Source organism: Parafrankia elaeagni (assembly GCF_000374165.1).
In the GTDB taxonomy this organism is placed as follows: domain Bacteria; phylum Actinomycetota; class Actinomycetes; order Frankiales; family Frankiaceae; genus Parafrankia; species Parafrankia elaeagni.
Map to the genome: position 1 here is coordinate 1 of NZ_KB893768.1, position 24,979 is coordinate 24,979.

General features: G+C 74.0%; 23 protein-coding genes and 1 pseudogene. 9 read left to right on the forward strand and 15 right to left on the reverse strand.

Features of this window, described 5'->3' with window-relative positions:
* The 4 genes and pseudogenes from B207_RS40845 to B207_RS0127405 all read left to right on the forward strand — a co-directional run.
* Window positions 1–221 (forward strand): annotated as a pseudogene (locus B207_RS40845) (ISAs1 family transposase); the annotation flags it as partial.
* Between the two features lie 226 nt (window positions 222–447).
* Window positions 448–1,779: a DUF2889 domain-containing protein gene (locus B207_RS0127395; protein ID WP_230205263.1), complete on the forward strand. Its 1,332-nt coding sequence runs from the start codon at window positions 448–450 to the stop codon at window positions 1,777–1,779.
* A gap of 141 nt (window positions 1,780–1,920) precedes the next feature.
* On the forward strand, window positions 1,921–2,556 hold the full coding sequence (locus tag B207_RS0127400) for a response regulator (protein WP_018639898.1): 636 nt from the start codon (window positions 1,921–1,923) through the stop codon (window positions 2,554–2,556).
* A gap of 61 nt (window positions 2,557–2,617) precedes the next feature.
* Window positions 2,618–2,875 (forward strand): hypothetical protein, encoded by a 258-nt coding sequence (locus tag B207_RS0127405; RefSeq protein ID WP_018639900.1) that lies wholly within the window; start codon window positions 2,618–2,620, stop codon window positions 2,873–2,875.
* Between the two features lie 92 nt (window positions 2,876–2,967).
* Here the strand turns inward: B207_RS0127405 and B207_RS0127410 are convergent, their stop codons facing one another.
* The 6 genes from B207_RS0127410 to bfr form a co-directional block, all read right to left on the reverse strand.
* Complete coding sequence (locus tag B207_RS0127410) at window positions 2,968–3,405, reverse strand: CBS domain-containing protein (protein WP_026311504.1); 438 nt, start codon at window positions 3,403–3,405, stop codon at window positions 2,968–2,970.
* Between the two features lie 68 nt (window positions 3,406–3,473).
* Window positions 3,474–4,922 (reverse strand): AAA family ATPase, encoded by a 1,449-nt coding sequence (locus B207_RS0127415; RefSeq protein WP_063820976.1) that lies wholly within the window; start codon window positions 4,920–4,922, stop codon window positions 3,474–3,476.
* 116 nt (window positions 4,923–5,038) lie between these two features.
* Window positions 5,039–6,283 (reverse strand): cation diffusion facilitator family transporter, encoded by a 1,245-nt coding sequence (locus B207_RS0127420; protein WP_018639903.1) that lies wholly within the window; start codon window positions 6,281–6,283, stop codon window positions 5,039–5,041.
* On the reverse strand, window positions 6,280–6,762 hold the full coding sequence (locus B207_RS42030) for an ArsR/SmtB family transcription factor (RefSeq protein ID WP_018639904.1): 483 nt from the start codon (window positions 6,760–6,762) through the stop codon (window positions 6,280–6,282). The genes B207_RS0127420 and B207_RS42030 overlap by 4 nt, the downstream gene beginning before the upstream one ends.
* A gap of 107 nt (window positions 6,763–6,869) precedes the next feature.
* Complete coding sequence (locus B207_RS0127430) at window positions 6,870–7,490, reverse strand: alpha/beta hydrolase (protein WP_018639905.1); 621 nt, start codon at window positions 7,488–7,490, stop codon at window positions 6,870–6,872.
* A gap of 221 nt (window positions 7,491–7,711) precedes the next feature.
* Window positions 7,712–8,185 carry a bacterioferritin gene (gene bfr / locus B207_RS0127435; RefSeq protein ID WP_026311505.1) on the reverse strand — a complete coding sequence of 158 codons (474 nt, stop codon included), beginning with the start codon at window positions 8,183–8,185 and terminating at the stop codon, window positions 7,712–7,714.
* 576 nt (window positions 8,186–8,761) lie between these two features.
* Between bfr and B207_RS0127440 the strand changes: the two genes are divergently transcribed.
* Window positions 8,762–9,970: a hypothetical protein gene (locus tag B207_RS0127440; protein ID WP_026311506.1), complete on the forward strand. Its 1,209-nt coding sequence runs from the start codon at window positions 8,762–8,764 to the stop codon at window positions 9,968–9,970.
* Here B207_RS0127440 and B207_RS0127445 read toward each other — a convergent pair.
* The 4 genes from B207_RS0127445 to B207_RS0127460 all read right to left on the reverse strand — a co-directional run bounded on the left by B207_RS0127445 (window position 9,967) and on the right by B207_RS0127460 (window position 13,758).
* A complete protein-coding gene (locus B207_RS0127445; protein ID WP_154675661.1) occupies window positions 9,967–11,499 on the reverse strand; it encodes a CoA transferase in 1,533 nt (510 codons plus the stop codon). The genes B207_RS0127440 and B207_RS0127445 overlap by 4 nt on opposite strands.
* A 45-nt stretch (window positions 11,500–11,544) precedes the next feature.
* Entirely contained in the window at window positions 11,545–12,234 is a 690-nt protein-coding gene (locus B207_RS0127450) for an AIM24 family protein (RefSeq protein WP_018639909.1), read from the reverse strand.
* Window positions 12,235–12,277: 43 nt separating this feature from the next.
* Complete coding sequence (locus B207_RS0127455; RefSeq protein ID WP_018639910.1) at window positions 12,278–12,730, reverse strand: NUDIX domain-containing protein; 453 nt, start codon at window positions 12,728–12,730, stop codon at window positions 12,278–12,280.
* 62 nt (window positions 12,731–12,792) lie between these two features.
* Window positions 12,793–13,758 (reverse strand): TerB family tellurite resistance protein, encoded by a 966-nt coding sequence (locus tag B207_RS0127460; protein WP_026311507.1) that lies wholly within the window; start codon window positions 13,756–13,758, stop codon window positions 12,793–12,795.
* Between the two features lie 415 nt (window positions 13,759–14,173).
* Between B207_RS0127460 and B207_RS42035 the strand changes: the two genes are divergently transcribed.
* The gene (locus B207_RS42035; protein WP_018639912.1) at window positions 14,174–14,374 is read left to right on the forward strand and encodes a hypothetical protein; all 201 of its coding nucleotides are present in this window, start codon (window positions 14,174–14,176) and stop codon (window positions 14,372–14,374) included.
* Between the two features lie 245 nt (window positions 14,375–14,619).
* Here the strand turns inward: B207_RS42035 and B207_RS0127470 are convergent, their stop codons facing one another.
* Window positions 14,620–15,372, reverse strand: a complete 753-nt coding sequence (locus B207_RS0127470; RefSeq protein WP_018639913.1) for a proline dehydrogenase family protein — start codon at window positions 15,370–15,372, stop codon at window positions 14,620–14,622.
* 167 nt (window positions 15,373–15,539) lie between these two features.
* On the opposite strand from B207_RS0127470, the gene B207_RS0127475 reads away from it, so the two are divergent.
* The gene (locus tag B207_RS0127475) at window positions 15,540–17,408 is read left to right on the forward strand and encodes a DUF7800 domain-containing protein (RefSeq protein WP_018639914.1); all 1,869 of its coding nucleotides are present in this window, start codon (window positions 15,540–15,542) and stop codon (window positions 17,406–17,408) included.
* A gap of 45 nt (window positions 17,409–17,453) precedes the next feature.
* Here B207_RS0127475 and B207_RS0127480 read toward each other — a convergent pair whose 3' ends face one another.
* Together B207_RS0127480 and B207_RS0127485 are read right to left on the reverse strand one after the other, a co-directional pair.
* Window positions 17,454–18,791 carry an ATP-dependent 6-phosphofructokinase gene (locus B207_RS0127480; protein ID WP_018639915.1) on the reverse strand — a complete coding sequence of 446 codons (1,338 nt, stop codon included), beginning with the start codon at window positions 18,789–18,791 and terminating at the stop codon, window positions 17,454–17,456.
* Window positions 18,792–19,063: 272 nt separating this feature from the next.
* Window positions 19,064–20,197, reverse strand: coding sequence for a phosphotransferase enzyme family protein (locus B207_RS0127485; RefSeq protein WP_230205264.1), 1,134 nt, complete (start codon window positions 20,195–20,197; stop codon window positions 19,064–19,066).
* Between the two features lie 308 nt (window positions 20,198–20,505).
* On the opposite strand from B207_RS0127485, the gene B207_RS0127490 reads away from it, so the two are divergent.
* Window positions 20,506–20,859, forward strand: coding sequence for a DUF6011 domain-containing protein (locus B207_RS0127490; RefSeq protein ID WP_018639917.1), 354 nt, complete (start codon window positions 20,506–20,508; stop codon window positions 20,857–20,859).
* A gap of 111 nt (window positions 20,860–20,970) precedes the next feature.
* Here B207_RS0127490 and B207_RS0127495 read toward each other — a convergent pair whose 3' ends face one another.
* Together B207_RS0127495 and B207_RS0127500 are read right to left on the reverse strand one after the other, a co-directional pair.
* The gene (locus B207_RS0127495; protein ID WP_018639918.1) at window positions 20,971–22,245 is read right to left on the reverse strand and encodes a cobalt-precorrin-5B (C(1))-methyltransferase; all 1,275 of its coding nucleotides are present in this window, start codon (window positions 22,243–22,245) and stop codon (window positions 20,971–20,973) included.
* Between the two features lie 8 nt (window positions 22,246–22,253).
* Window positions 22,254–22,880, reverse strand: coding sequence for a precorrin-8X methylmutase (locus B207_RS0127500; protein WP_018639919.1), 627 nt, complete (start codon window positions 22,878–22,880; stop codon window positions 22,254–22,256).
* A gap of 277 nt (window positions 22,881–23,157) precedes the next feature.
* Here B207_RS0127500 and B207_RS0127505 point away from each other — a divergent pair.
* On the forward strand, window positions 23,158–24,979 hold a 1,822-nt coding region (locus B207_RS0127505; RefSeq protein WP_018639920.1), incomplete at its 3' end, for an AAA domain-containing protein.

The following is a 24,979-nucleotide window of genomic DNA, read 5'->3' on the forward strand; positions in this document are numbered from 1 at the left end:
GCCTGCACTGGGGAATCGAGAACCGCCTCCACTACATCCGCGACACCGCCTGGCGCGAGGACGCCTGCCACGCCTCCCGAGGAAACGGGCCCAGAAACCTCGCCACCATCCGCAACCTCGCGCTGAGTCTCCTCCGCCTCCACGGAGTCCGAAAGGTCAAGGAAACCCTCGAGCGCATCGCCGGCGACCGCTACCGGGCACTCCACTACCTGGCTACATAGGGCAATGGATCGTCACACTAGGCGATCTTCGCGCAGCCCTGGGCCAACACCTGGCAGGCGATGCACGTCACACTGCCAGCACACTTTTGACGCAGGTCACACCCAGCGCGGATGTTTTGTGAAAAGGCCGTCACCGCCGGGGGACGGATGTGTCGGCACCGCGCCATACGCTGGAGTTGTTCATCGCGCCCACCGAATGCGGCCGCGAGCGAGCAGCGATCGGAGTATGCGCATGGCGCACGGGCAGGCGGCACCCACGACCGTCCAGTCGTCTCTCACCCGGCCGACACCCGGCCGTACGGCTCCACGGGTCCCGCACATCGCCCGGCCGCGCCAGAGCGAGGACGACGCCCGCCGTGCCGGCCCGCCGGCCGCGGGGCCGGCGGCCTCGACCTTCCTCGGCGAGATCCCGCTGTGGCCCGGTATGACGGGCTCGGCGCAGGGCACCCCCGCCCGCCGCCCGGGCTCGATCCGGCGCACGACCTCGGTGATGATGGAGCGCCCCCAGGGGCTCGTCGGCCCGCTGCACCTCATCAGCACCGGGCGTGACCTGCTGACCACCACGACCGGGGAGGCCGTGGTGGTGGGCGAGGCACGGCTGCGGGTCGTCCTCGACTACATGGGCGCACCGGGCGGAGTCCTCGAGATCGAGTCCGAGCCGCCCGTCCCCGCCCTCACCGACCTGGTCGGAGCCTCGACCCGGTCCGGGTTCCGCGCGGCCGCGCGCCGGGCTCTCGCCGCGTCCGCGGGAGAACCCGGCGGCGGCGCGGCCACGCCGGCGACCGATCACTCGCTGCTCGGGCAGCTGCTCGACGATGTGCCGGTCGCGGTGCTGGTGTCCGGCGCGGCCCTCGGCCGCAACGGCATCTTCCGCGAGGGCGCCTCGGTGAACGCCGGGGCCGAGGCGGGCGGCAACCCCATGATCGATGTCTGCGCCGGCTGGCAGCAGGGCGGGCTGCTCGCCCGGCTGTCCGCCGAGCGCCGCGCCGCCCCGGGCACCCCGGGCACCCCGGTCCGCGCGGTCAGCGTCCCCGCCGGCGACCTCGCCCTCGGCGACGACCCACTGGGGTGGCATCCGCTGCCGCCCATGCCGCCCAACGCCATGCGCCGCCTGCGGCGGATCGACGTGGTCCCGATGAGCCCCGACCCGGCCGGCGGCGACCCCGCTGACGGAGAGGCCACTCGCGGAGAGGCCACCGACGGCGCGGCCGCCGGCGCGGTGCCGGCCGTCGAGGTCGACGCGCTGTTCCGCGACTCCTACCTGGAGGCGCCCGGGCGCGAGGTGCTCGTCCACGAGTACGGCCTCGAGGCCGAGGTCGGCAGCGCCGGCCTGATCAGCCGGGCCCGGGCCCGGGCCGGCGCGCTCCCCGGCCGGGAGTGCCCGCAGGCGCTGGGCAGCGCCGACCGGCTCGTCGGCCTGCCCGCGGCGGAGCTGCGTCGCACCGTCAGCCGGGCGTTCGTCGGCACGAGCACCTGCACCCACCTCAACGACACCTTCCGCACCCTCGGCGACCTCCCCGACCTGATCACCTTCCTCGGCGGTACCGCCGAACGCTGACCAGGCGCCGTGGCGGTCGGTCGTCAATGTGCCTTTCGGTGCGCAGATTCCCGGGCAAAGGTCCCGGCGCCGGTGGTCCGTACCGGCTGACCTGGCCGGCGAGCCCGCGATCCGGCCCTCCGCACGGGTAATTTGTTGATCATGAGTGGAGTTCGCGTCTTCCTCCTGGACGATCACGAGATCGTGCGCCGGGGCATCCGCGAGATGCTGGAGGACTCCGGGGACATCGAGGTCGTCGGAGAGGCGTCGACCGCGGCCGCCGCACTGCGCCGCATCCCCGCCGCCCGCCCCGACGTCGCGGTGCTCGACGCCCGGCTGCCGGACGGCAACGGCATCGAGGTGTGCCGGGAGATCCGCTCCTCACAGCCGGCGGTCGGCTGCCTCATCCTCACCTCCTACGACGACGACGACGCGCTGTTCTCCGCAATCATGGCCGGGGCGGCCGGATACCTGCTCAAGCAGATCCGGGGCAACGACCTGGTCGGCGCGATCCGTACGATCGCCGCGGGCCGCTCGCTGCTCGACCCGGCGGTCACCCAGAAGGTCCTCGCCCGGCTGCGGGACGAGCCGATCGAGGACGAACAGCTCGCGGCCCTCGGCGCCCGCGAACGCCAGATCCTCCGGCTGATCGCCGAAGGCATGACGAACCGCCAGATCGCCGCGTGTGTCCATCTGTCGGAGAAGACGGTGAAGAACTACGTGTCGGCCATTCTCGGCAAGCTCGGGCTGACCAGCCGCACGCAGGCCGCCGTCTTCGCGGCCCGCCTGAAGGCCTGACGACATGCGATCAGCTCGGCACCGCACGTAACGTCGAGGCGTGCCGAGAGGAGAGGCCGCGATGGCGACCTGCGATACCTGTGGAAACGACTACTGGATGGCGTTCGAGATTCGGGTCGTCAGTGGTGAGACATACACCTTCGACTCGTTCGAGTGCGCGGTGCAGAAGCTCGCGCCCCGCTGTGAACACTGCGACTGTCGGGTGATCGGGCACGGGGTGGAGGTCTCCGGCAGTTTCTTCTGCTGCGCCCACTGCGCCCGGCAGGGCGGCGGCATCGGCCGCGAGATCCGCGACGCCGTCGGCGCCCACCCGAACTGACACGTCACCGCCCCACCCGGGCGGGCAGGGCGGTGAGAGCGTTCAGCGGCCCTCCGCGGGCTGGCCGGCGTGGCCGGCGTGGCCGGCGCCGGTCAGGAGGGCGGCCGGTCCGCCGGCCCGCTCTTGATCGCCTCGACGAGCGCGCCGATCTTCTCGCCCGGCAGGCTCCGGGCCAGGTCGGCCTCGCTGATGATGCCGATGAGCCGCTTGTTGTCGATCACCGGCATACGCATCACCCGGTGCGACATCATCTGGTCCAGCACCGTGTCCAGATCCGCGTCCGCGCGGACGTAGAGCGGCCGGCCCTGTCCCAGCTCGCCGGCGCGGACCGAGTCCGGGTCCTTCCCCTCGGCCAGACAGTGGATGACGATGTCACGATCAGTGATGATTCCGCCGAGCCGGTCATCGGCACCGCAGATCGGCAACGCGCCGACCCCGAGGTCACGCATCATCCGGGCGGCGCTGGTCAGCGACTCGTCCGCACCGATGCACCGCGCGTCCCCGTGCATGATGTCCCGAGCTGTCGTCATGACTGTTCCCCCTTTACGGTCCGTTTTGGTATACCCGCAGTAGCCATTGACACACGGTTGGCGTCCGCTCACCCGGGGATTCCGGCGGCGAGGCGCCCGTTGCGGGCCGTCTCGGCGAGGGAGGAGCCCTCCGCGGAGCATCTGAGCTCGATCAGGTCCGCCCACGTGTCGGCCGCGACAGTCGCGGCCTCGCTGCGGCGTCCGGCGTCCGACCAGGGCGCCTCGAGGATCACCGAGTCGCCGTTCTCCAGGGCCTCACGTGCCCGGCGCAGCATCTCCCTGCACACGGCGTCGGCCGGCCCGGAGCCGCGGGTGCCACCGGCCGTCGGCACCCGCGTCGGCACCCGCGTCGTCGACAGCGGCACCGACGCCGCCACCACACCCGCCGGGTCGACGGCCAGCTCGCGCCGCACGGCCGCCGCCGACAGCAGCACCCAGCCATCCTGGTCAGCGGCGAGGCGCCCGGCGAGCGCCGACCGAAGTGAGCCCGGGGCCCCACCGACCAGCACCAGCCGGACCCTCGCCCGGCGCAGATGCTCCCGCGCGAGGCCGATCAGGCGACGGGCCTCCCCCGCGGCGGACTCGTCTCCCAGGCGGGCCCGCACCGCCGACGCGCCCGCCCGCATGACGGCACACTGGGCCAGGTAGAACTGCGCGAGGGACGGCGGATGGGTCTCCCCCGCGAACTCCCCGAACCAGCCGAGGAAACTCCGGGCCAGCTCCGGGGCACCGCGCAGCTCGAGGTCGACCGCGAGGACCGCCGCGTCCGCGAGGACGTCCCCGACGCGCCGGCTGTCGTCGGCGGGCACCCGGTCCAGCATGCGCGGGCCGTCGGGCAGGCAGAAGATGTGCTCGGCCAGCAGGTTCCCGTGCCCGTCCCGGATTCGCCCCCGAGCCGCCCGCCCGTCGAACAACGCCTCGCGCCCGCACAGGTACCGCAGGCCCAGGCGGCGGATGTCGTCCACCTCGCCCGCAGCCAGCATGCCCTGGCGGAACGGCGCCAGCGCGTCCGTCGCGGCGAGCCACCCGGCCTCGACGTCCGGCAGGCGGCCGCGCGAAGCGATCTCCGTGGTCGTCTCGCACCGTTCGTGGAAGGCGACCAGCGAGCGGGCGACGTCCCGCAGCGACTCCCGCACCGGCTCGCCGCGGGCAAGGAGCTCGGACAGGCTGCGGTCGCCGGGCAGCCGGCGCATCACGACCATGTGCTCCACCGGTGTCCCGGTGTCGTCCCGAACATCCGCCACACCGAGGTACACGCCTGGGGCGAACGGGCGGTTGCGCACGATCTCCGCCCGGCAGGCCGCTTCGCGCGCCTCCCGACGGCGCAGATCCGCTCTGCCCACGGGCGCCCGCTTCGGCATCTTGTAGACCCGGTCGGAGACGAAGAACAGGGTCGAGTGCGCGGTCTCGACGGTGGACATCGTCGGCGTGCCCACCCCGCCGCCGCGATCCGCCTCGCTCGGGGGCGGGGACGGCGCCACCCCACCCCTGCGATCGGTCGTTCCCGGCTGGTTCACCTGGGCCTCCCTCGGCTCGGAACGGACGGACCCATCTGGTGGGTGTGCCCGTCCCGAGCCGGGAACGACCGATCACACGGCTGGTGAACGCCGGCCAGAGCGCCGGTGGACGCCTGTCAGTGGCGATGTACCGGGATCATCCGGGCAACCTGGCCCGTCACCACCTGGCGGACGCCGCAGGGGTCGCTGCCGGTCGGCGCGCAGGGCTCGCACTCGGTCTCCACCGTGGCGTGCTCGACGCCGTACTTCTCGGCCAGCACCGCCTTGACCCGGCCGGCGACCGTCCTGGCCTCCTCCAGCGTCGGATGCCCGGTGACCTCCACGTGGGCGCTCGCCGCGAAGACCCGGTCGGACAGGCCCCAGATGTGCAGGTCGTGCACCCCGCGGACGCCGTCCACCGCCAGCACGTCACCGTGCACCGCCGACATGTCCAGGCCGACCGGCGTCGCCTCCAGCAGTACCCGGGACGACTGGGCGAGCAGCCGGAGTGCCTGCACGCCGATCAGCACCGCGACGGTCAGCGACAGCGCCGGGTCGAGCCAGTACCAGCCGTCGGTGAGCCAGATGACGAGGCCGGCCACGGCCACGGCCACCGACACCAGGGCGTCCGCGGCGAGGTGGATGACCGCGGCGCGGGTGTTGAGGTCGCCGTGCCGCTCGTGCACGAACAGGGCGCTCGCCCCGTTGCCGACGGAGGCGACGAGCGCCACGGCGAGCACCGCCAGCCCGTCGATCGGCCGGGGATGAGCGAGCCGGCCGACCGCCTGCACGCACACCAGCGTGGTCACCACGAGCACACTGGCCGCGTTCGCCTGCGCGGCGAGGACGGGCCACCGCAGCCCGCCGAAGGTGCGGGTCGCGGACGGCTCCTGCCGAGCCAGCCTGATCGCGACCAGCGCGAACGCCACTCCGGCGGCGTCGGCCAGGTTGTGCGCCGCGTCCGCGAGGAGCGCGACCGAGCCGACGATCAGCCCGGCGGCGAACTGCCCCACGACGATCCCGATGTTCAGCCCGGTGGCGACCGCCAGCCGCCGGAACTGGGACTGCGGGCTGCGGGGGACGTACCCGTCACCCGCATGCCCGTGGCCATGGCCCCCGTGCCCGTGGCCCGCGGGCTCGGCACCGGCACCGGCACCGGCGGGAGCGGCGTGGGTGCGGCGGACCTGGCGCGGGACGCGACCGTGACCGGACCCGTCAGCGTGGCCACGGCCGGCGTCATGATCGTGACCGGCGCCATGGACGTCGCGGTCGTGGTCGTGGTCGTGGTCGTGGTCGTGGTCGTGGTCGTGGTCACGAGCATGATCGTCGCGTGGAGCCTGGTCATCGCCCTGACCGGGCCCACCGCCGCTGGCCGTGCTCAATGGTCCGACCGTTCGGAGAGGCCACGATCCGCACCTGCCGCGGTGGGCGCGGGGATGCCGACGGGCAGCATGCCCGTGCCGACAAGCTCGCCGGCACGGCCGCGGAAGTCGCTGACCGGGCCGTCGTTCCCGCCGCGGTAGGGATCGCCGTCATGCCCGTCGGCCCCGTCGGGGTGGGCGTGGTCGGGATCGACGGCCAGCACCACGCTGAGCAGGTCGTCGAGCGCGTGGGCGAGCGCACCGTCCGCCAGCTCGTACCGCAGGCGCCGGCCTTCGGACACCGCGACGACCAGGCCGCAGCCCCGCAGACAGGCAAGGTGGTTGGACAGGTTCGTACGGCTCACCGAGAGGTTGTGGGCGAGTTCCGTCGGGTAGGCGGGACCCTTGCGCAGCACCAGGAGCAGCCGCGCCCGGGTCGGGTCGGACAGCGCGTGCCCGAATCTCGCCAGGACCTCTCCATGCGCGACAAGTTTCACCATGCACTGAACAGTACAGTGCATGGTGACGTCAGTCGAGCCTGAACAATCGCCCGCCGTCGGTGACCATGCTCCGGCGCTCCGGCGCCAGCCGGCGGTGGCGGCTGACCTCAGTCCGCGATGAGGCCCTCGATGAAGAGCAGCACCCGGGCCGGGACGCAGCGGCGACCGGGCCCGGCGAGCACCGCGTGGCTGCCTGGGACCACCGCCAGGTCCGCCCGCGGAGCCGTGCGGGTCGTCATCCGCACCAGCGGCAGCGGGCTGATCCGGTCATCCCGGCCGTGCAGGAGAAGGATCGGCATGTCGGGCAGCGCCCGCGGCGGCGGATCGGCGACGGGTATCCCCGCGACGGGCACATGGAGCAGCGGCAGGCCGAGCAGCACCAGCCCGTCCGGGCGCAGCGCCGGCGAGCCCGCCATCGCCAGGACCGCGAGCGCCCCTGCGTCCGAACCGAGCAGGACGAAGGGCACGCCCGGCCGGCGGGCCTCCCCCACGGCCCGGGTCGTGCTTCCGGCCCCGCCCACCGCCGCACCGCTCCCGCTCGGGACGACGCTCGCGGTGTAACCGTCGAGGGCGAGCCGCCGGGCGAGCCACTCGTAGGGCTCCGGGTTCTCACCCCGCCCGGTCAGCATCACCACCACGGCCCGGACAGCCTCACCGGTCGGGTGAACATCCGGGCCCGTGCCACCTTCGGTGAGCCGAGGGCTGATCGTCGCGGTCGAGGACGTCATGAAAGCCGTGTCCTCCTTGTCTGGCGCTCCGTTGCGCCGTCACGGCCCACCGCGGGGCATGACACTCACACCACCGTGCGAGCGTAGATCCATGAGGCCAGGCACACTATCCCCCGGCCGATGGCCCGGTCCGCACCCCGTGACGTTTGTTCGTGTCCGGCGGACGACACCGCCCCGGACGCGCCAGACCCGCTCTCCCGGCGTCGAATCGCTCCCGGGCCTCAGCTCTCGTGGATCTGCTGCGCGAGATAGTTCGTCGCGCCGAGCTGCTCGATCAGCGTGAGCTGGGCGTCCAGCCAGTCGATGTGCTCCTCCTCGGAGACGAGGATCTTCTCCAGCAGGACGGCGGAACCGACGTCGTTCTTCGAGCGGCACAGCGCGATCCCGCCGCGGAGCAGCTCGACCGCCTCGTCCTCCTGGGAGCGGTCGGTGGCCAGCTGCTCCGGCACCGTCTCACCGATGCGCAGGGAATGCAGCCGCTGCAAGTTGGGCAGTCCGTCCAGGTAAAGCACCCGCTCGATCAACTGGTCCGCGTGACGCATCTCGTCAATGGACTCGTGGTAGTAGTAGTCGGCAATTCTGAGATAGCCCCAGTTCTTCTGCATCCGCGAGTGCAGGAAGTACTGGTTGATGGCCGTCAGCTCGTTCGTCAGCACCTTGTTCAGCAGATCGATGATGTCTTTGTCGCCACGCACTGTCGCCATCTCGCCTTCACTCCTCGTCCCTACGCACCGCCCGGCCGCGGGCACGGCGCCCCCGCGGGCGGCCACGGCCCGAGGGGCCAGGCCGCTGCGGGTTCAGCCGTCCGCGCAGGTCCCGCCTCAGCCGCACCGCGACACAAGGTACCCGGATCGTCGCCGGGCACCCGTCCCACGGCGGACCGGACCGGTCGCCGCACACCGTTATTCGTCCAGGAAACAGGAAATCACACTGTCGGGCGAAACGCATAACGGGAAGGTGGCCACGAAGCTCACACCGGCGCCCGTTTAGGCTAGCCTGTCCTCAGTTAGGGAAGGCTCCGCTGACCACCCCCGACGGCGGTGTGCCGGTACCGGATTCACGGCACGGAACCGGCGGAACGCCCCGGTCAACTCATCGGAACAGGCGGGTTCACCCGCTGTTCTTCAATCACCCGCCCGGCCTCGCCGTTATCCATCGCGGCGTGTGGCACGTGGCAACCAGAGACCGACGGCAGCGCAACGTAGGGTCCGGGCAACCCTGCGCGTGGAGGCGGTTCCGCGGAACCCTGTCGAGAACCTGGAGTGCTCCCGATGCGACGTGGCGCCGATGTGAGCGCCGCCCTGTTCGTCTGGTGCGCGCTGGCCAACGCGCTGGGGATCGCCGGCCTGGCGCGGGTGTTCGGCTACCCGGGCGTCCTGAACACCCCCGCCGCGGCGACCCTCGCCGACCTGGGGGCGCGGGAGCGCACGCTCGTCCCCTGCGTCCTGCTCACCGTCACCGCCGCGTTCCTGCTCGTGCCGCTGACCGCGCGGATCGTCCGGGCACGCCCGGAGCTGGACGGCGCCCGCCGCAGCCGGTGGCTCCTGCTGTGCACCAGTCTGGCCACGAGCACCGTCCTGATCTTCGGATGGTCCCTGTGGCTGCTCGGGGTGCCGCTGCTGGCGCACCCGCCGAGCGTGACCGGCCGGCTCGACCCCAATGTGATCACCTTCGATCTGCTGCGCGTCACCGCCGGAGTGCTGTGCGGCGAGACTCTCGGCCCGCTGCTGCTGGCCGGCTGGACGACGCTCGTCGCGACCCGTTTCGTCGCCGTCGTCCTCGACGGCTGGTGGCCGTTCAGCCCGCTGCGCCCGGTCGGTCGGGCAATGCACCACCACGACGGCACGTTCGGCCGGTTCGTCGCGGTCGCCGGGGCCTGGACGGACTGGTTGCGCCTGCGAGGCCTGCTGTGGTCCCGACCGGCCCTCGTCGGCGGTGGTGTCGGCTGCGCGGTGCTGCTTGTCGCCGGAGCGGCGTCCACGGTCGGGCTGATCCCCGCCGCACCGCTGCCGGTCCTCGCCCGGATGGTATGGAGCCTGTGGCTGGCCGGGGTGGGCGTCGCGGTCTGGACGTCCCAGACCCAGTTCCCGGTCGCGCTGGGCGCACTGCCCCGGGTGACCGGTCGGGCAGCTGGGGCGCGGGCGGGCAGGCGACCCCAGCCCTCCGAGCGGCTTCCCTACCGCTACGACGCCTACCACCAGGCCATCCGGCAGAACGCGGAGCGGCTCCGGGCCGCCGAGCGACGCTCCAGCCATCCCACGGCGGCGACCGCCGGGGACGACGCCGTCACCGTGGCCGGCGACGAGGTGATCCTCGACGGCGGGCGGCGCAACCCGGCAGCAGCCCCGCCCGCGTCCGCGTCCTCCGGCCTCTCCGGCGGTTCGGGGTCCCCCGCCGGGGAGGAGCTCGACCCGCCGACCGAGATCGTCAGTTCCCCGCCGGGCCCTGAGCCCCCTGGAGCAGGGACGTCGGACCGCTAGGTGGCCGGGCCGCGCCCGGGCTGGTCCGACGGGCGGCGTGGTGGGCGCACCGGGCTGCGCTGCCCGGCCTGGTGCACGGTCCATCCGGCATCGTCCGAGCCGGTGACCGACCACTCTCCCGCAGGCCAGGGGGGCGGGCCGGTGGCCTGGCCCGAGTCGGGGCGGGGGGGCGGATGTGTTCCGGAGTACGGAGGTGTTCCGGAGTGCGGGTCGGTGCCCCGGTGTGGCCTGGCGACGAAGCCGGCCACGTCGCGCAGGGCGACGTCAACCAGTGCCCCGATGCCGCCCGCCCGGCACAGCGCCACCGCCATGGCGGCGTGCAGCCCGGTGAGGGGGTCCGCGATGGCATCGCCGCAGAACACCGGCACCGGCCCGCCGGGGGGGGTGTGGTCCCAGGCGACCAGTCCGCCCGCGACCGCGGCGTCGTCGCCGAAGGCGACCGGGCCCGCCCCGGGGCCGGCGGCGCAGGCCTGGCGCCCGTAGCCGGTGATGCTGAGCCAGATCCGCCCGGGGCGGGCCGCGACCCAGCGGTCGGCGTCCAGGCCGAGCTGGGCCAACGCCCGCGGACGGGAGCCCTCGATCACCACGTCGGCCTGCTCGACGAGCTGGCGCAGCCCGGCACGGCCGGCCACGCTGGTGAAGTCGAACCGGGTGCTCTCGTGGCCGGTGTGCAGCCACCGGTAGAAGTCCGGGTTGCCCAGGCGTGCCCCGTCCGGGCGGTGGGTGCTCTCCACCTTGACCACCCGCATGCCCATCCGCCCCAGCAGGTGCGCGGCCAGGGGGCCGGCCCACAGCGACGACAGGTCGACCACCAGCGGCCGGGCCTGGTCGCCGACCGGGACGGGCGCCGCCCGGCAGGCACCGGACACCCGGACAGGCGCCGCGACCGCCGCTCCCGCCGGGGACAGCGGGGACAGCGGGGGCAGAGAGGGCAGCGGCAACGGGGCCAACGGCAGGCCGAGCAGCCAGGCACGTTCGGTCAGGTCCCGGGTGCCGTGACTGGGCAGCGCGGCGGTGACCGCCGCCCAGACGTCGTCCTCCGGCGCACCGGAGCCGGCATCGAGGTGTGCCGCGGTGAGGATGTCCGCGGGCGCGGCACCGAGCAGGGCGGGAACGGCGTCCAGGTCATCGGGGCGGGGCAGGTTCACCGCGACCCAGCCGTCGGCGGCCCGCAGCAGCCGACAGCTGCCGTTCGCGGAGACCGTGCCGCCCCGACGCAGGCCTAGCAGCGCCGCCCGGCCGGCCAGCAGCTCGGGGACGTCCACCGCCACCGGCGCACCCAGCGCGGCCGACGCGGCGCCCAGCAGGTCGGCGGCGGCGCGGGCACGGGCGAGCACCGGCGCGTCCGGCACCGTCGGCGGATGGCCGGGCCGGCCGGTGAGCCACATCAGCCCGGACCGCGCCCAGTCGAGAGCGGCAGGCTCCTCCTGGCCGGGCGGCCCTGAAGCCGGCAGCGACAGCGAAGGGGGTGTCGGGAGACCAGCCGCGCGCAGGGCGGCGGCGAGCTCGGCGGCGCAGGCGCCGCTCACCCGGTGCCCCGGGGCCGGGGGAAGGGCCGGTGGAAGGGCCGGTGGTCAGCCACTCGGCTCGGCGCCCCGGGCCGGCACCTCACCGCACTGGACGACCACGAAGCCACCGCGCCCGCTGTACTCGATCTGGGCGAGCTCGCCGGACGTCCGGCCGAGCAGGTTGCCGACCTTGAAGCTGGAGATCACCCGGGTGCGCACGCCCGCCGTCCAGGCGACGGCGGCGTCCCGGTCGACGCAGACGGGCTCGTCCGTCGGCAGCACCAGCGGGCTGCCCAGGCAGAGGACGCCGACGCCGCCGGTTCCGGACACCTCGGTGTTGAACACCCCGCCCGCGATCATCGCGCCGAGACCACCGGACGTCGTCGTGATCTTGTAGCGGACGCCGGCCTCGAGCGCGAGCAGGCTGCGCCCGTTGACGGTGAGACGATCGTCGTCCAGGTGGAAGATCGAGATGTGGCTGCCCGACTCGGCGAACCAGACCGTGCCCCGGCCCTTCACCCGCATCAGGTCCTGGCCCTCGCCGGTGACCGCCCGCCGCAGGTAGCCGCCCACCCCCGGGCTCTTGTAGGCGAAGTCGACCTTGCCGCGGTAGGCGACCATCGCGCCCTGCTTCGCGTACATCTCGCCACCGTCGAGACGTGCCCGCAGCATCCGGTCACCCGGCTCGAGCGCGAACGGGGGCCCGCCGGCCGCCTCCGCCGCATGGTGCCCAAGTGGTTGGTTCACGGACACCATTCAACGCCGCCCGGCGGCGGCCGTCACGGCAAACCGGTGCGGCTCAGCCGGTTCCGGCCAGCGCCGGAGCTCCATACCAGGTCGGGCGCCGGTGGGCGAGCCAGCCGTCGATCACCGCCCGCAGGCTGACGGGGCGCAGGTCGAGACCGCGCAGGCTCGTCAGCGCGACCGCGGTCAGGTCGACGTCGAACTCCCAGCTGCCGATCTGCGCGCCCCACGGCAGGTCGGCCGCGAACAGCACGTTGATCTCCTGGTAGCGGACGTCCTCCTCGACGTACACGTGTTCGGCGCAGCCGATGAACTCCAGGTCCGTCACGTCCAGGCCGGCCTGTTCCCGGGTTTCCCGGCGCAGTGCGGCCTCGACGGTCTCGCCGGGGCCGACGTTCCCACCGGGCAGGTAGAACCACGACCTGCCGCGGCGGTTCGCCAGCAACACGCGGTCCTGGCGGAGGAACAGCACCCGGGCGCTGATCTCGACGGGGGCGAGGGAAACCATGAATGCTCCAAGGCGGGGATCCGAGGCGGGCGGACGGGCCGGGGACGGATGATCCGATCGGGTCAGGGCACGTTACCCACGGCGGGCAGCGCGAACTCGGCGGCGTCGAGGCCGAGGGCGTGCACCGCATCGAGCACGACGGCCTGCTCACTGTGGACGAACTCGCCGTCGATCCGACCGATGACCTCGCCCAGGTGGATCACCGCGGCGGCCTCGGCGGGGCGGTTCCTGACCTTGGCGATGTCGGCGATCGCCGCCGCGCGGCCGGCGGGCGGGTCCTCGACGAGGCGGCTGAGGTGGGCGTCGAAGCGCGCCTCCAGCTCCTCGGCCGAGAACTGCGACATCACCGGGTCGCTGGCGACGAAGGCGCGCAGCCCGTCCCGCTCCGCCGGGTCGATCTTCCCGTCGGCGGCGGTCACCAGGGCGCACATCGCCACCGCCGCGTCCCGGAACGCGCTGCTGCGCAGATCCTCACGCCGGGCGGACAGCTGCGCCCGCAGCGAGGCGACGGACAGCCGTCGGCCGAGCCGGCCGACCTCACCGGCGTTCGCGGCCATCCCCCGCCAGACGGGCCATTCCTCGATGACCCACCGGCGCACCGCCGTGGCGACCGGCAGCGGCCGGATGCGGGTGGCGACGAGCAGGCCGGCATCGACCAGAACCAGATCGTGTCCCTGCCAGTCGGACGGCACGGGATGCCCGGCGGGCCAGTCGACGGCGAACAGAACGGTCAGGGTGTGGGCGGCGACCGCCGGGCCCGCCGCGGTGCCCAGATCCTCGCCGGCGTGCTCGGCGGCGCCCAGGAAGCGCCAGGCCGGCGCGGGGGCGGCACCGCCCGCCCCGGGGGCGAGCCGGGCGGCCAGGGCCCCCAGCTGACGGGACAGTGCCCGTTCGGTGTCCTCTCCCGGCGGGACCGGGCCGCCGGGCAGCTCGTGCCAGGCGCCGCCTGACGGGCGGGCGAGCAGGACGCTGTCACCGGACCGGATCAGCAGACGGGCCTCAAGCCGCATGAGGGCAGGCGTGGACATCGCGGGGTACCTCCCGACGGGGCCGAGGACGAGGAGTCGCGGTGTCCGCGAGGACGATCCGCGAAGACCATCATCCCCCAGACGGGGGAGGCCCGGGCAGCGCCCGGCATGAACGGGACAACCTCGGCCTGGTCCGGCCGGGCGGGTGGCGAGACACCCGCCGATGTGCCGATGCGCCGCCCGCCGGACATCGTGCCGCCCGCCGGACATCGTGCCGCCCGCCGGACATCGCCCCTCGCAACGGGTGTAGGCGGTGCGATGTCGGGAATAGCCGGAGTACGGACTATCAACCAGCCGCGAATCCGGCCCGCCGCCCCGAAACGGTCACCACGATCTGTGGCCGCGGTGGGCGTCCGCGGGCCGCGGCGGGCGGGTCCGGACCTCCCACCCAGGCACCATGAAGGGACGGTGCGCCATGCGCGCGGTCATCGGAACAGCGGTCTTCGTCATCGTGGTGGCAGTAGGGCTTGCCCTGGTCAGCGGCTTCGGGGGTGCGTTCTGGGCAGTGGCGCTGGTGGTACTGGTGGCGCTCGCGGCCGGCGTGCTCGCCGCCGGGCGGACCGCCGCCCCCCCGGTCGCGACCGGGGGGCGGGATCTGTCCGGAGTGCCGCGGTGAGGGGCGCGCCTTCTACGGGCGCGGTCGGACCACCTACCGGCGCCGTTGCCGGACCTGCCGCGGACACGGCCAGGCCCACGTCTCCGCCGTGATCCCCGAGGCGCTGCTGCACCCGGGTACCCGGACCGAGGGCGAGTCCGTCCCCCTTTAGGACAGCCCGGTTCCTCCACAACATTGATGGTCATCCGATGCTGACGGTTCTCCCGTGCCGCCAGGCCGTGCGCCGACAGGCCCCCCGGGCCCGGTCAGCCCCGGCCTGGCGGCACCGGTCCGTAGGCGGCGCGGATCCTGGTCCGGTAGCCGTCCGCGGCCAGCCGGCGGTGCACCCGGCCCGGTGTGCCGCGCACGGTCTGCAGCTCGAAGCTGTCCCGCCGGCGCCCGACGTGCACCGCCAGCCGGGTGGTGAGCGCGAGGAGCCGAGGATCCCGGGTAGCGATCATGGGATAGCCCGACCCGGCCATGAGAATGCCGACGCAGGCCGCGTACTGCCGTCCGCCGGCCCCGCCCGGCGCGCCGGGGCGCAGGCGCACGCGGGCTCCCGATCGGGCCAGATCCCGGCAGTCCGCGGGAGTGCGTGCGAGGGTGGCGCAGAGAGTCACCCCGGTCGCCGGGACATCCCGGCGCAGCTCGGCCAGCGTCGCCAGCGCGGTGTCGACGGCTGCCGGACTGGGCGCCGCCAGCGTGACGGTCGCGCCGAGCGCCGCGGCCCGCGCGCAGATCTCCGCCGCGTTCTCGTAGGCGATCTTCCCTCCGTTGCGCGGCATCTGCTGACCGACCGTCGGCAGCCGCAGACTGAGGTCGAGATCCTCGGCGATGCCGGCACGGTCGGCCAGGTCGAGCAGGGTCAGGTACGACCCCGTCGCGGCTTCGGCGGCCGGGATGTCGGCGGCGGGCACGCCCATCCGGTCGATCGTCGCCAGGACCCGCGCGTCGGCGACCCGCGCCGCCCGGGTGAGGGCGTCGATCGGGCCGGCACCGAACCCGAGGCGTCCGAGCATGCCGCCAGCAACCATCCACGATCGCGACTGTCTGGACACATTAAGTAGCCTCACGTAGTCGCTCGGCGCTGTCCAACCGAGCCGGCACATCGCCTGGCCGGGCGGTGCCGGCGCACGGCACCCTCCCCCGCTGGGCGGCCCCGCGGGCGCAGCACGAAAGTAGGACCATGACCACCCTCCTCCTCGGCCCCCTGCACCGGTACGCCGACGACCGCCGCGCCACAGTGTGGGTGGAGACCGACGAGCCCTGCACCGTCGAGATCCGGGCCCTGAACGGGCCACGCGCGGCGACGCCCACCTTCACCGTGGCGGGCCACCATGTCGCGCTTGTGGTGGTCTCCGGCCTGGTGGGCGGGACGACCTACCCGTACGAGGTCTGGCTCACCCCACTGGAGCCTGCCCCGGCCGGGCCCACCCCGGAACCGGGGACAGGGACGGGGACGGAACCGGAGACACCCGCCGGTGCGGTGCAGGTCTGGCCGGAGCCGGGGAGCAGCCAGCCGCCCAGCCTGCTCAGGCCCGTCGGGGCCGGGCGGCCCGTCCGCCTGGTCTTCGGGTCGTGCCGGGTGACAGCGCCACAGGCCCGCCCGTACACCCTCTCCCCCGGTGAGGATCCGCAGGGTCTCGGCACCGACGCGCTGCACGCGCTCGCGCTGCGGATGGCCGAGACGCCACCGCGGACCTGGCCGGACGCGCTGCTCCTGCTCGGCGACCAGGTCTACGCCGACCACGTGTCCCCGGCGACGGCCGCACGGATCCGGGCCCGCCGCGACGTGACCGTGCCGCCGGGTGAGGAGATCGCGGACTTCACCGAGTACGCGTGGCTCTACCAGGAGGCCTGGTCCCAGCCGGAGATCCGGTGGCTGCTCTCGACGATCCCCACCGCCATGGTCGCCGACGACCACGACGTCCGCGACGACTGGAACATCTCGGCGGCCTGGCGTGCCCAGATCCGCACGCAGCCCTGGTGGGACACCCGGATCACCAGCGGAATCATGGCCTACTGGCTCTACCAGTTCCTGGGCAACCTCGACCCGGAGGCCCGGGACGCCGACCCGGTCTTCGCCGCGGTGACCGCACCGGACGGCCCCGCCGACGGTGAGAGCCTCGTCCGTGACCTCGCCCGCCGGGTCGACCGGATGCCGGACCTCGGGTCGCTCGCCGCCGGCCCGGCGCGGGCCGGTGCACCCCCGGCAACCGCCGAGAGCTCCCCGGCCCCGGACTGGTCACAGCCGCCCGCCCCGCCCCGCTGGAGCTACCGGTGGGATCTCGGGCGCACCCGCCTGGTCGTCATCGACTCGCGCCTGAGCCGGATCGTCGCACCCGATGGGACCAGGGCGATGGTCCACGACGCGGAATGGGCCTGGATCCGAGCGCAGACCGCCCAGACGGGGGAGGTCGACCATCTGCTGCTGGGAACATCGGTGCCGTATCTGCTCACGCCGACGATCCACCATGTCGAGACGGTGAGTGAACGGCTGGCCTCCGGCCGGTTCGGCCGCCTCGTCGCCCGCCAGGCGGAGCGTATGCGGCAGGCGGTCGACCTGGAGCACTGGGCGGCGTTCGGCCGGTCCTTCGGCCAGATGACGGATCTGCTGCACGCGGTCGCCGCCGGGGAGCACGGCCCCGCGCCCGCCAGTGTGATCGTCCTGTCGGGGGATGTGCACCACGCCTACCTGGCCCGGGCGACCACGGCCCGCGACTCCGCACCGGTGTGGCAGGCGGTGTGCTCCCCGTTCCGCAATCCGCTGGGGCCGGGCGTCCGGCGGGTCGACGCGATGTCCCGCCGCGGCCTGCCCGCCGGTGTGTCCGGTCTGCTCGCGCGCCTCGTCGGTGTCCGCGACATGGCCGTCACCTGGTCCATCCCGCACGGGCCGTGGTTCGACAGCCAGCTCGCCACCCTGATCCTCGACGGGCGGGCGGCGTCCATGGTCCTGGAGAAGACCGAGCCGGACGGTGAGCCGGGCGGCCTGGACGAGGTCCTGCGGGTGAGCCTCACCGCACGGCCCGGTGAGGGCCGGCCCGAGGACGCGTAGTTCCCGTGGGACGCGTAGTTCCCGTGGCCGGGTGGGGCCGGCCGGTCAGCCGAAGCGGTACGGCTGACCGGTGGCCTCCAGCACCGACATCCACAGGTCGCCGGCGGGGTCGACCTGGTTGCGGTGGCTGACGGCGAGCGCGATCGGCATGTGGATGAACCGGCGCCGCCAGCGCCCGACGACCATCTCCGTGCGCCCGGACATCGCCGCGTGCACGGCCGCGTGCGCCAACCGGATCGTATAGACGTTGTCGTACGGATTCGCCTGCACGCTGCGGATGTGGTAGCTGGGGTCGATGTACTTGAGGTTCAGCTCGGTGCCGTGCTCGGCGAAGTGGTCCGTGATGCGCCGCGACAGCTCCGGGCCGATGTCGAAGAGCTTGCGGTTGCCGGAGGCGTCGGAGGACTCGGGCAGGCCGGTTACCAGGTCCTGCCCCGCGCCCTCCGCGACGACGACCACCGCGTGGCCCCGCTTCTCGACCCGCTGGCGGAGGTAGGTGAGCAGGCCCCGCTCCCCCTCCAGGGTGAACGGCAGCTCGGGGATGAGGACGACGTCGGCGTCGCTCTTGGCGAGCGTCGCGTAGCAGGCGATGAACCCGGAGTGCCGGCCCATCAGCCGGACGACGCCGACCCCGCCGGGAGCCGAGGTCGCCTCCGCGGACGCCGCCCGGATCGACTCCGCGGCCTTCGCGAACGCGGTCTGGAACCCGAAGCTCTGGTCGATGTAGGGGATGTCGTTGTCGATCGTCTTCGGGATGCCGACGACGGCGATCTTCTCCCCGCGCTCGGCGACCACCCGGGAGATCGCGCGCGCGCCGCGCAGCGTGCCGTCCCCACCGATCACGAACAGGATGTTGATGTTCATCCGGGACAGGCAGTCGACGATCTCGTCCGGATCCTGCTGACCGCGCGAGGTGCCGAGGATCGTGCCACCGTCCTCGTCGATGTGCGCCACCCGCTCCGGGGTGAGGTCGACGACGCTGTGCCCGTACTTGGCGATGAAGCCCTGGTAGCCGTGCCGGAAACCGAAGATCCGGTTGACGCCGTAGTGGTTGGTCAGCTCCAGGACCAGGCCACGGATCACGTTGTTCAGCCCCGGACACAGCCCGCCGCAGGTCACGATGCCCACGCGGGTCTTGGACGGGTCGAAGTAGATCTTGCGCCGTGGGCCGGCGGGCTCGAAGCCCGGCAGCTCGTCCAGCGGGACCTTCCGGGACGAGATCATCGTCAGGGTGTCGTCGAGGAGGACCTTGTCACCCTCGTCGATGTAGTGCTGTGTGGTCGGGCGCTCACCCAGCAGCGGCAGCAGGGGTGAGTCGATCCGGCACGGACCCAGGGTGCGAACCTCCAGCTCAGCACCCTCGACGGTCAGCGGCTCTTCCACGGCCCCCCGATTCCGACACCGCCGCGGCTGCCCGACGCCCGACTGGATCGGACCACGATCGCCCCAGCTCCTTCCGCTTCCCGGACCGAGCGTACCGGTCCGGGCGTCTCCCCCAGGAACGTCGTCGATCGGGCAACCCGGCCATCATGTGCTGGACATCCGCTGACAACCACCGCGAACGGTGGGCGACCGGTCACCGCCGGCGCGCCGGACGGCCCGCGGACGGTTCCGGGGCGCCCCCGGGACCTGCTCCTCCGTCAGGTCCATTCCCCTCAGGGCCGCCCCGACGCGAGCTCTGGCAGGAACTCGCCGGCGAGGTAGCGCCGGGCCAGCTCCGCGCTGTCCCGCGCGTAGGCGGCGGGGTCGGGCACGGCATCGGAGTGCGGGTGGGTGCCGAGCCAGCCGACGAGCAGCAGCCGGCGCAGCAGGACCAGCGTCGGCACCATCCCCCGATCGGACGGGGCGAGCCGCCGATGGGCCTGGTAGGCGTCCAGCCAGGCACCGACCAGCCCGGGCAGCACCGGGCTGTGCTCGATGAAGGAGAGCGCGGCCGCGAGATCGTAGAGGAACCAGCCGAAGCCGCAGTCGTCGAAGTCGAGCAGGTGGATCACGCCGCCGCCGCCGCTGCCGCCGCCGCCGCTGCCGCTGCCGCTGCTGCTGCTGCCGCCGCTGCCGCCGGGCGACGGAGGCCCGATCAGGAGGTTGGCCAGTCGCATGTCGGCATGGATCAGACCGGCCCGGTCGGCGCCCCCGCCGTAGGCCGCGAGCCGGCGCTCGATCGCCTCCGCCGCCGGTTCCAGCACTGCCAGTACCGGCCCCGCCTCGGCACCCAGTGCGTCGACCACGCCCGCCCGCCAGCTTCCCCAGCGCCCGGCCGGTCCCAGGGTCGTCCGCCAGGACCAGGAGAACCGGCGGAAGCCGACCGGCCGCGGCCAGCGCCGCGCATGCTCGTGCAGACGGCCCGCCATGTCACCGAGGACGCCGAAGGACGACACCAGCGCCGCGTCGTCGCCGGGTTCCGGCTCGGCGCCCTCGACCCAGGCGAAGAGCACGCCGTGCCGGGCCGCCGGGCCCGACCGGACGGTGGTCAGCGCCGATCCGGTCCGGTTGCGCACCACCGGCGGCGTGGCTACGACCCCCTCGGCCCGCAGCGCCTCCACCCAGGCCAGCTCCGCGGCGATCTCGGCGGCGCCGTGGTAGCCAGGCCGGTGCAGCCGCAGGGCCCACCGGCGCCCGCTGGACGGGTCCTCCACCCGGTACGTCAGGTTCTCCGAGATGGTGTGCAGGACAGCCACCGGGGCCGGCCCGAGATCGTAGGCGGCGAGGACGTCGTCGAGCAGCCCGGCGAGATCCAGCAGTTCTCCGGTGACCACCTGGTCGGCGTCGCTGCCAGACCCCACATCCACCTGTCCTCCCTCAGCCCGCGCAGCGGCCGGTACCCGCCGTCGACGCCCCGAGGCTAGTGCCGTGACCGACAGGGTTCGTCCCGTACCGGTCCCGCCTCCTTCGGCTGGAGCACCGGCTGGAGCACCGGCCGAAGCCACCGCCCGTCCGGTGGAATCCGTTGCCGCCGAGGTATCGCGTTGCCTTTCCCCGGAAGGCGCGGGCAGCGTGTCCGGATTTCCGCCGGACACCACTGCCAGGACCGCCGAAACACCCCCGGCCAGCCCCTGGCGAGATATCATTGGATAGTTGCACATTGAGGGGAGCCGATATGGACCTTCTCGCCGACACAGACGTTCCCACCTCCACCACCTTCTGCCTGCGCTGCGGGCGGGCCCTCAGCAGCCCGCCCAGCGTCGCCACCGGCTTCGGCCCCGACTGCACCCGGCACTTCCGCCGGGCAGCTCCCACCCTCCCGGGCTTCACGCCACGCCAGGTCGAGGATGCCCTCGAACTGCTCGAACTCGGCGGCCTCGCACCACTGCGGGGCAGGCGGGTCTGGCTCACCGTCGGCCATCACGGCACCACCTACCGCACCGCCTCCACCGGCCAGTGCACCTGCATGGCCGGCATTCACGGAAAGCCCTGCTATCACGTCGCGGCGGTGCGTCTCATCGCCGCGTGAATGTGCCGTCGGCGGCCCGGTGCGTGAATTCCGGCGCACTCGGCGTGGGGATTTCCCGCACCGGGCCGCTTTCCGGCCAGCCAGGCAGCCACGCCAGTAGGACCAGCGAGGTCAGTGGTGTGTGTCGGCGGGGTGGCCGGGCCCCGCCCGGCCCACCAGGCGGCCGGCCCGGTCGATGACGAGGACGTCGACGTCCACCGGCGCCTCCCGCAGAACCTCCCGGGCGGTGCGCAGCGCGCCTGCGGCGATGATGTCGCCGAGCGCGACGCCGTCGTCCAGGCAGATCCGCAGCGCGCCGAGCGCGGTGTTGGCCCGAAGCACCCGGTCCTGGAGGTCGGCGTCCGCGCCGCCCCCCCGCGCGAGCGCGGCGAGGCCGGCCAGGTCGACGCTGGAACGGCCCGAGTGCAGGTCGAGGTGGCCCGCGGCGAGCTTCGCCAGTTTGCCGACCCCGCCCACGACCGTCAGCTGCGGGACGGGGTGGCGCCGCAGGTACTTCAGGACGGCGCCGACGAAGTCACCCATGTCGAGCAGGGCCTCGTCGGCGAGCCCGAGCACGTCCCGCGCGACCTGCTCGGACGTGCTCCCGGTGCACGCGGCCACCCGCCGGTGGCCCGCCGCTCGGGCGACGTCGATGCCGCGCCGGATGCTGTCGATCCAGGCCGAGCAGGAGTACGGCACGACGATCCCGGTCGTGCCGAGGATCGACAGCCCGCCGAGGATGCCCAGCCGGGGGTTCCAGGTGCGGGTCGCGAGGTCCTCCCCGCCGTCCACACTGATCTCGATCTCGACATCCACCTCGGCCGCCCCGAGCCCGGTCGTCGGGTCGCCGAGAGTCGTTGCGGCTCGGGGGTACTGCGCGGCGACCGCCGCGACGGCGGTGCGCATCATCCGCCGCGGAACGGGGTTGATCGCCGGCTCGCCCACCGCCAGCGGGAGGCCTGGTCTGGTCACCGTGCCCACCCCGGCACCGGCACGGAACACCACGCCGCTGCCCGGCCTACCGGGCCGCACCACGGCGGTCACCACGGCGCCGTGGGTGACGTCGGGGTCGTCCCCGGCGTCCTTGACGACGGAAGCGGTGGCCCAGCCGGGGCGGAGCGCCTCGCGGGCGAGCGCGAAGGCGGGCCGCGCACCACCAGGCAGGGTGATCGTCACCGGGTCGGGGAAGTCACCGGTCAGCAGGGCCGTGTACGCGGCCGTCGTCGCGGCGGTCGCGCAGGCGCCGGTGGTCCAGCCATACCGCAGCCGGCCCCGGTCGGGCCCCGGCCGCCGTCGCGCCCCGCCGGGCGCCTGATCGCCGGGCGCCTGATCGCCGGGCGCCGGTTCGCCGGGCGCCGGTTCACCGGGCTGCTGCCCGGCGGCTTCCCGGGCTGGTCCTGGGCCCATCGGGCGGGTCAGTCCGCGTCGAGCGCGAGGGCGTTCACCGCGGCGGCGGCGATCGCGCTGCCGCCGCGGCGCCCGCGCACCACCAGGTACTCAAGCCCGCTCGGCGAACTCGCGAGGGCTTCCTTGGACTCCGCGGCACCGACGAAGCCGACCGGGACACCGATGACCGCCGCGGGCCGGGGCGCACCGCCTTCGACCAGTTCGAGCAGGCGGTACAGCGCCGTCGGCGCGTTGCCGACGACCACGACGGCGCCGCCGAGATGATCCCGCCACAGCTCGACCGCGGCCGCGGAGCGGGTGGTGCCCGCCCGGCGGGCGATCTCGGGCACCCGCGGGTCGGAGAGGGTGCAGATCACGGCGTTGCCCGCTGGCAACCGGCGGCGGATGACGCCGGCGGCGACCATCTCGGTGTCGCACAGCACCGGTGCGCCGCCGGCGAGCGCTGAGCGCGCGGCGGCGGCGACACCCGCGGAGCAGCCGATGTCGGCCGTGAGGTCGACCATCCCGCAGGCATGGATCATGCGCACGGCCACCCGGACGATGTCCGCCGGCAGGCTGCGCAGATCCGCCTCGGCGCGGATCGTCGCGAACGACTCGCGATAGATCTCGTCGGCGTCCCGCAGATAGCCGGTCATCGCGTGGCGGACGGGCGGAGCGGACGGGCGTACACCTGCGGAGCATATGCGGGCAGGTCGCCGCGGCGCACCTGGCGCGGCGACGCGCGCGGCGGCCCGGCGTGCGGCGCGGCGTGCGGCGCGGCGTGCGGCGCGGCGTGCGGGGTGCGGCACGGCCGGGTCCGCGAGCGCGAGGGTTCTGTCCGACCGGAGCCGTATCGTCGCGGTGTCCCGCCAGCCCGCCCTTTTGCGGCCGGCGGGAGCTCCGCGCCACCTGACCCACCCGCCGGAGGAGCCGATGCCCGCCCTCGACCAGGTCAAAAGCCGGTCCCTGCGTCTGTTGGATTACCTGGCCGCCCTCGCCACCGATCTGCGCGGCGCCCCGCGGCGCCGGCTGGCCGAGTACGACCCGGCGCCGGTGCTGCCCCGTGACGTGCCGTCCCATCCCCAGGTGAGGCTGGGCCCCGGGCAGACGCGGGAGAGCTGGCTGGAGGTGGGCAAGGTCCCGGTTCCCGTACCGCCGCGGGTCCCCCGCGCGCTGTACGCCTACCTGGGCGGAGTGGACGTCCGGCCCGACCTGCCGCCTGCCCTGCCCGCCGACCTGCGCGAGCGGGCCGCGCAACGCGGGGACGATCCGGAGGCCGTCATCCGGGCCCACGACCGCTGGCTCCAGGAGGCGTGGCAGCCCTGGGCACCGGCCGCCCGCGCCGCGTATGCCGCGCGTGGTCTCTACGAGCGGCTGTTCGACCTGCGGCTGCGCCACAGCCACGACACCACCGGCCTGCAGCTCGTGTGGGGCCATTCGCTGCTCAGCTGGCGGGTCGCCGCCGCCGGGGGCGAGCAGGTCATCGTCGAACACCCCCTGCTGATCACCCCGGTCCGCCTCGACGTCGATCAGGACGACGGCGTCATCCGGGTGCTGGTCGACGGCACCACCTCGGTGGAGACCGACCCGGTGCGCGGTCTGGAGGCGCCGGAGCTTCGCGAGCTGCCCGCCCTGCGCGACCGGCTGCGCACCAGCCCGCCGGACGTCTGGGATCCTGCCGAGCTCACCCGGCTGCACGCCCAGCTGGCGGCCCCGCTCGGGCTGGACGCGGCGGTCCTCGACGGGCCCGACCTGCCGCCGCCCGGGCCCAGCGCCCGGGTCGTCGACACCTGGGCGCTGTTCCTGCGCCCGCGGCCGGCGACCGGCGCCCGTTTCTACAGCGAGCTTCGGGAGGCGATGGCCGAGCGTGACTTCCTGCCCGAGGCGGTGGCGGCCGTCGTCGCCACGGAGTCGCTGGTGGCGGAGGCCTTCGGCGAGGCCCGCAGTGGCTGGGACGAGCCCGGCCGCGGCGGCCTGGGCGCGGGCGGAGCGGGGCCGGGGCACCCCGGCGATCCGCGCGGGGTCGACGACGGGTGGGCCGCCACCGGCGCCCGGCTGCTCATGCCGCTGCCGACCAACGACGACCAGGAACGGGTCGCCGCACAGCTCGCGACCGCGCGCGGAGTCACCGTGCAGGGGCCGCCGGGCACCGGGAAGAGCCACACCATCGCGAACCTGGTCTGTCATCTCGTGGCGCACGGGCGCCGCGTGCTCGTCACCGCGCAGGACGAGCAGGCCCTGGTCGTCCTGCAGGAGAAGATCCCCACCGAGCTGCGCCACCTGTCCGTGGCGGTCCTCGGTTCCAGCCAGGCCCACATCGAGCAGCTGCGGGCGTCCGTCGTGGAGATCCAGTCCGCGGTCGGCGACGTGGACCTCGCCCGCGAGGCCCGCCAGGTCGAGCGGCTCGCGGCGGAACTCGACACGGTGCGATCCCGGACCAGGGCGCTGGAGCTGGACCTCATCGAGCTGCTGCGCGGCGAGGAGCACGAGTTCGACCTCCCGCACGGCCGGGTGCGGGCCGCGGGTGTCTCCGAGTGGCTGGCGGCCAACGAGGCCGCCCTCGGCGCCGTCCCGGACCGGCTCGACCCCGACACACCACCGCCGCTGCGACCCGACGAGCTCGTCGAACTGTTCGCGCTGGCCCGCCGCATACCCGAGGCGGAGGCCACCGCCGCCGGCCAGGCGCTGCCCGACCCGGCCGCGCTACCCGGCGCCGGCCCGTTGGCGGCCCTGTTCGACCGGCTGGACCGGCTCG

Bases quoted from the DNA above. Each gene is read 5' to 3' on its own strand.
- B207_RS42035 (WP_018639912.1), top strand. From the start codon at position 14,174: ATGCGCGCGGTCATCGGAACAGCGGTCTTCGTCATCGTGGTGGCAGTA.
- B207_RS0127405 (WP_018639900.1), top strand. From the start codon at position 2,618: ATGGCGACCTGCGATACCTGTGGAAACGACTACTGGATGGCGTTCGAG.
- B207_RS0127495 (WP_018639918.1), bottom strand. From the start codon at position 22,245: ATGGGCCCAGGACCAGCCCGGGAAGCCGCCGGGCAGCAGCCCGGTGAA.
- B207_RS0127460 (WP_026311507.1), bottom strand. From the start codon at position 13,758: ATGTCCACGCCTGCCCTCATGCGGCTTGAGGCCCGTCTGCTGATCCGG.
- B207_RS0127450 (WP_018639909.1), bottom strand. From the start codon at position 12,234: ATGGTGTCCGTGAACCAACCACTTGGGCACCATGCGGCGGAGGCGGCC.
- B207_RS0127410 (WP_026311504.1), bottom strand. From the start codon at position 3,405: ATGACGACAGCTCGGGACATCATGCACGGGGACGCGCGGTGCATCGGT.
- B207_RS0127475 (WP_018639914.1), top strand. From the start codon at position 15,540: ATGACCACCCTCCTCCTCGGCCCCCTGCACCGGTACGCCGACGACCGC.
- B207_RS0127455 (WP_018639910.1), bottom strand. From the start codon at position 12,730: ATGGTTTCCCTCGCCCCCGTCGAGATCAGCGCCCGGGTGCTGTTCCTC.
- B207_RS0127395 (WP_230205263.1), top strand. From the start codon at position 448: ATGCGCATGGCGCACGGGCAGGCGGCACCCACGACCGTCCAGTCGTCT.
- B207_RS0127470 (WP_018639913.1), bottom strand. From the start codon at position 15,372: ATGCTCGGACGCCTCGGGTTCGGTGCCGGCCCGATCGACGCCCTCACC.
- B207_RS0127440 (WP_026311506.1), top strand. From the start codon at position 8,762: ATGCGACGTGGCGCCGATGTGAGCGCCGCCCTGTTCGTCTGGTGCGCG.
- B207_RS0127400 (WP_018639898.1), top strand. From the start codon at position 1,921: ATGAGTGGAGTTCGCGTCTTCCTCCTGGACGATCACGAGATCGTGCGC.
- B207_RS0127430 (WP_018639905.1), bottom strand. From the start codon at position 7,490: ATGACGTCCTCGACCGCGACGATCAGCCCTCGGCTCACCGAAGGTGGC.
- B207_RS0127490 (WP_018639917.1), top strand. From the start codon at position 20,506: ATGGACCTTCTCGCCGACACAGACGTTCCCACCTCCACCACCTTCTGC.
- B207_RS42030 (WP_018639904.1), bottom strand. From the start codon at position 6,762: ATGGTGAAACTTGTCGCGCATGGAGAGGTCCTGGCGAGATTCGGGCAC.
- B207_RS0127500 (WP_018639919.1), bottom strand. From the start codon at position 22,880: ATGACCGGCTATCTGCGGGACGCCGACGAGATCTATCGCGAGTCGTTC.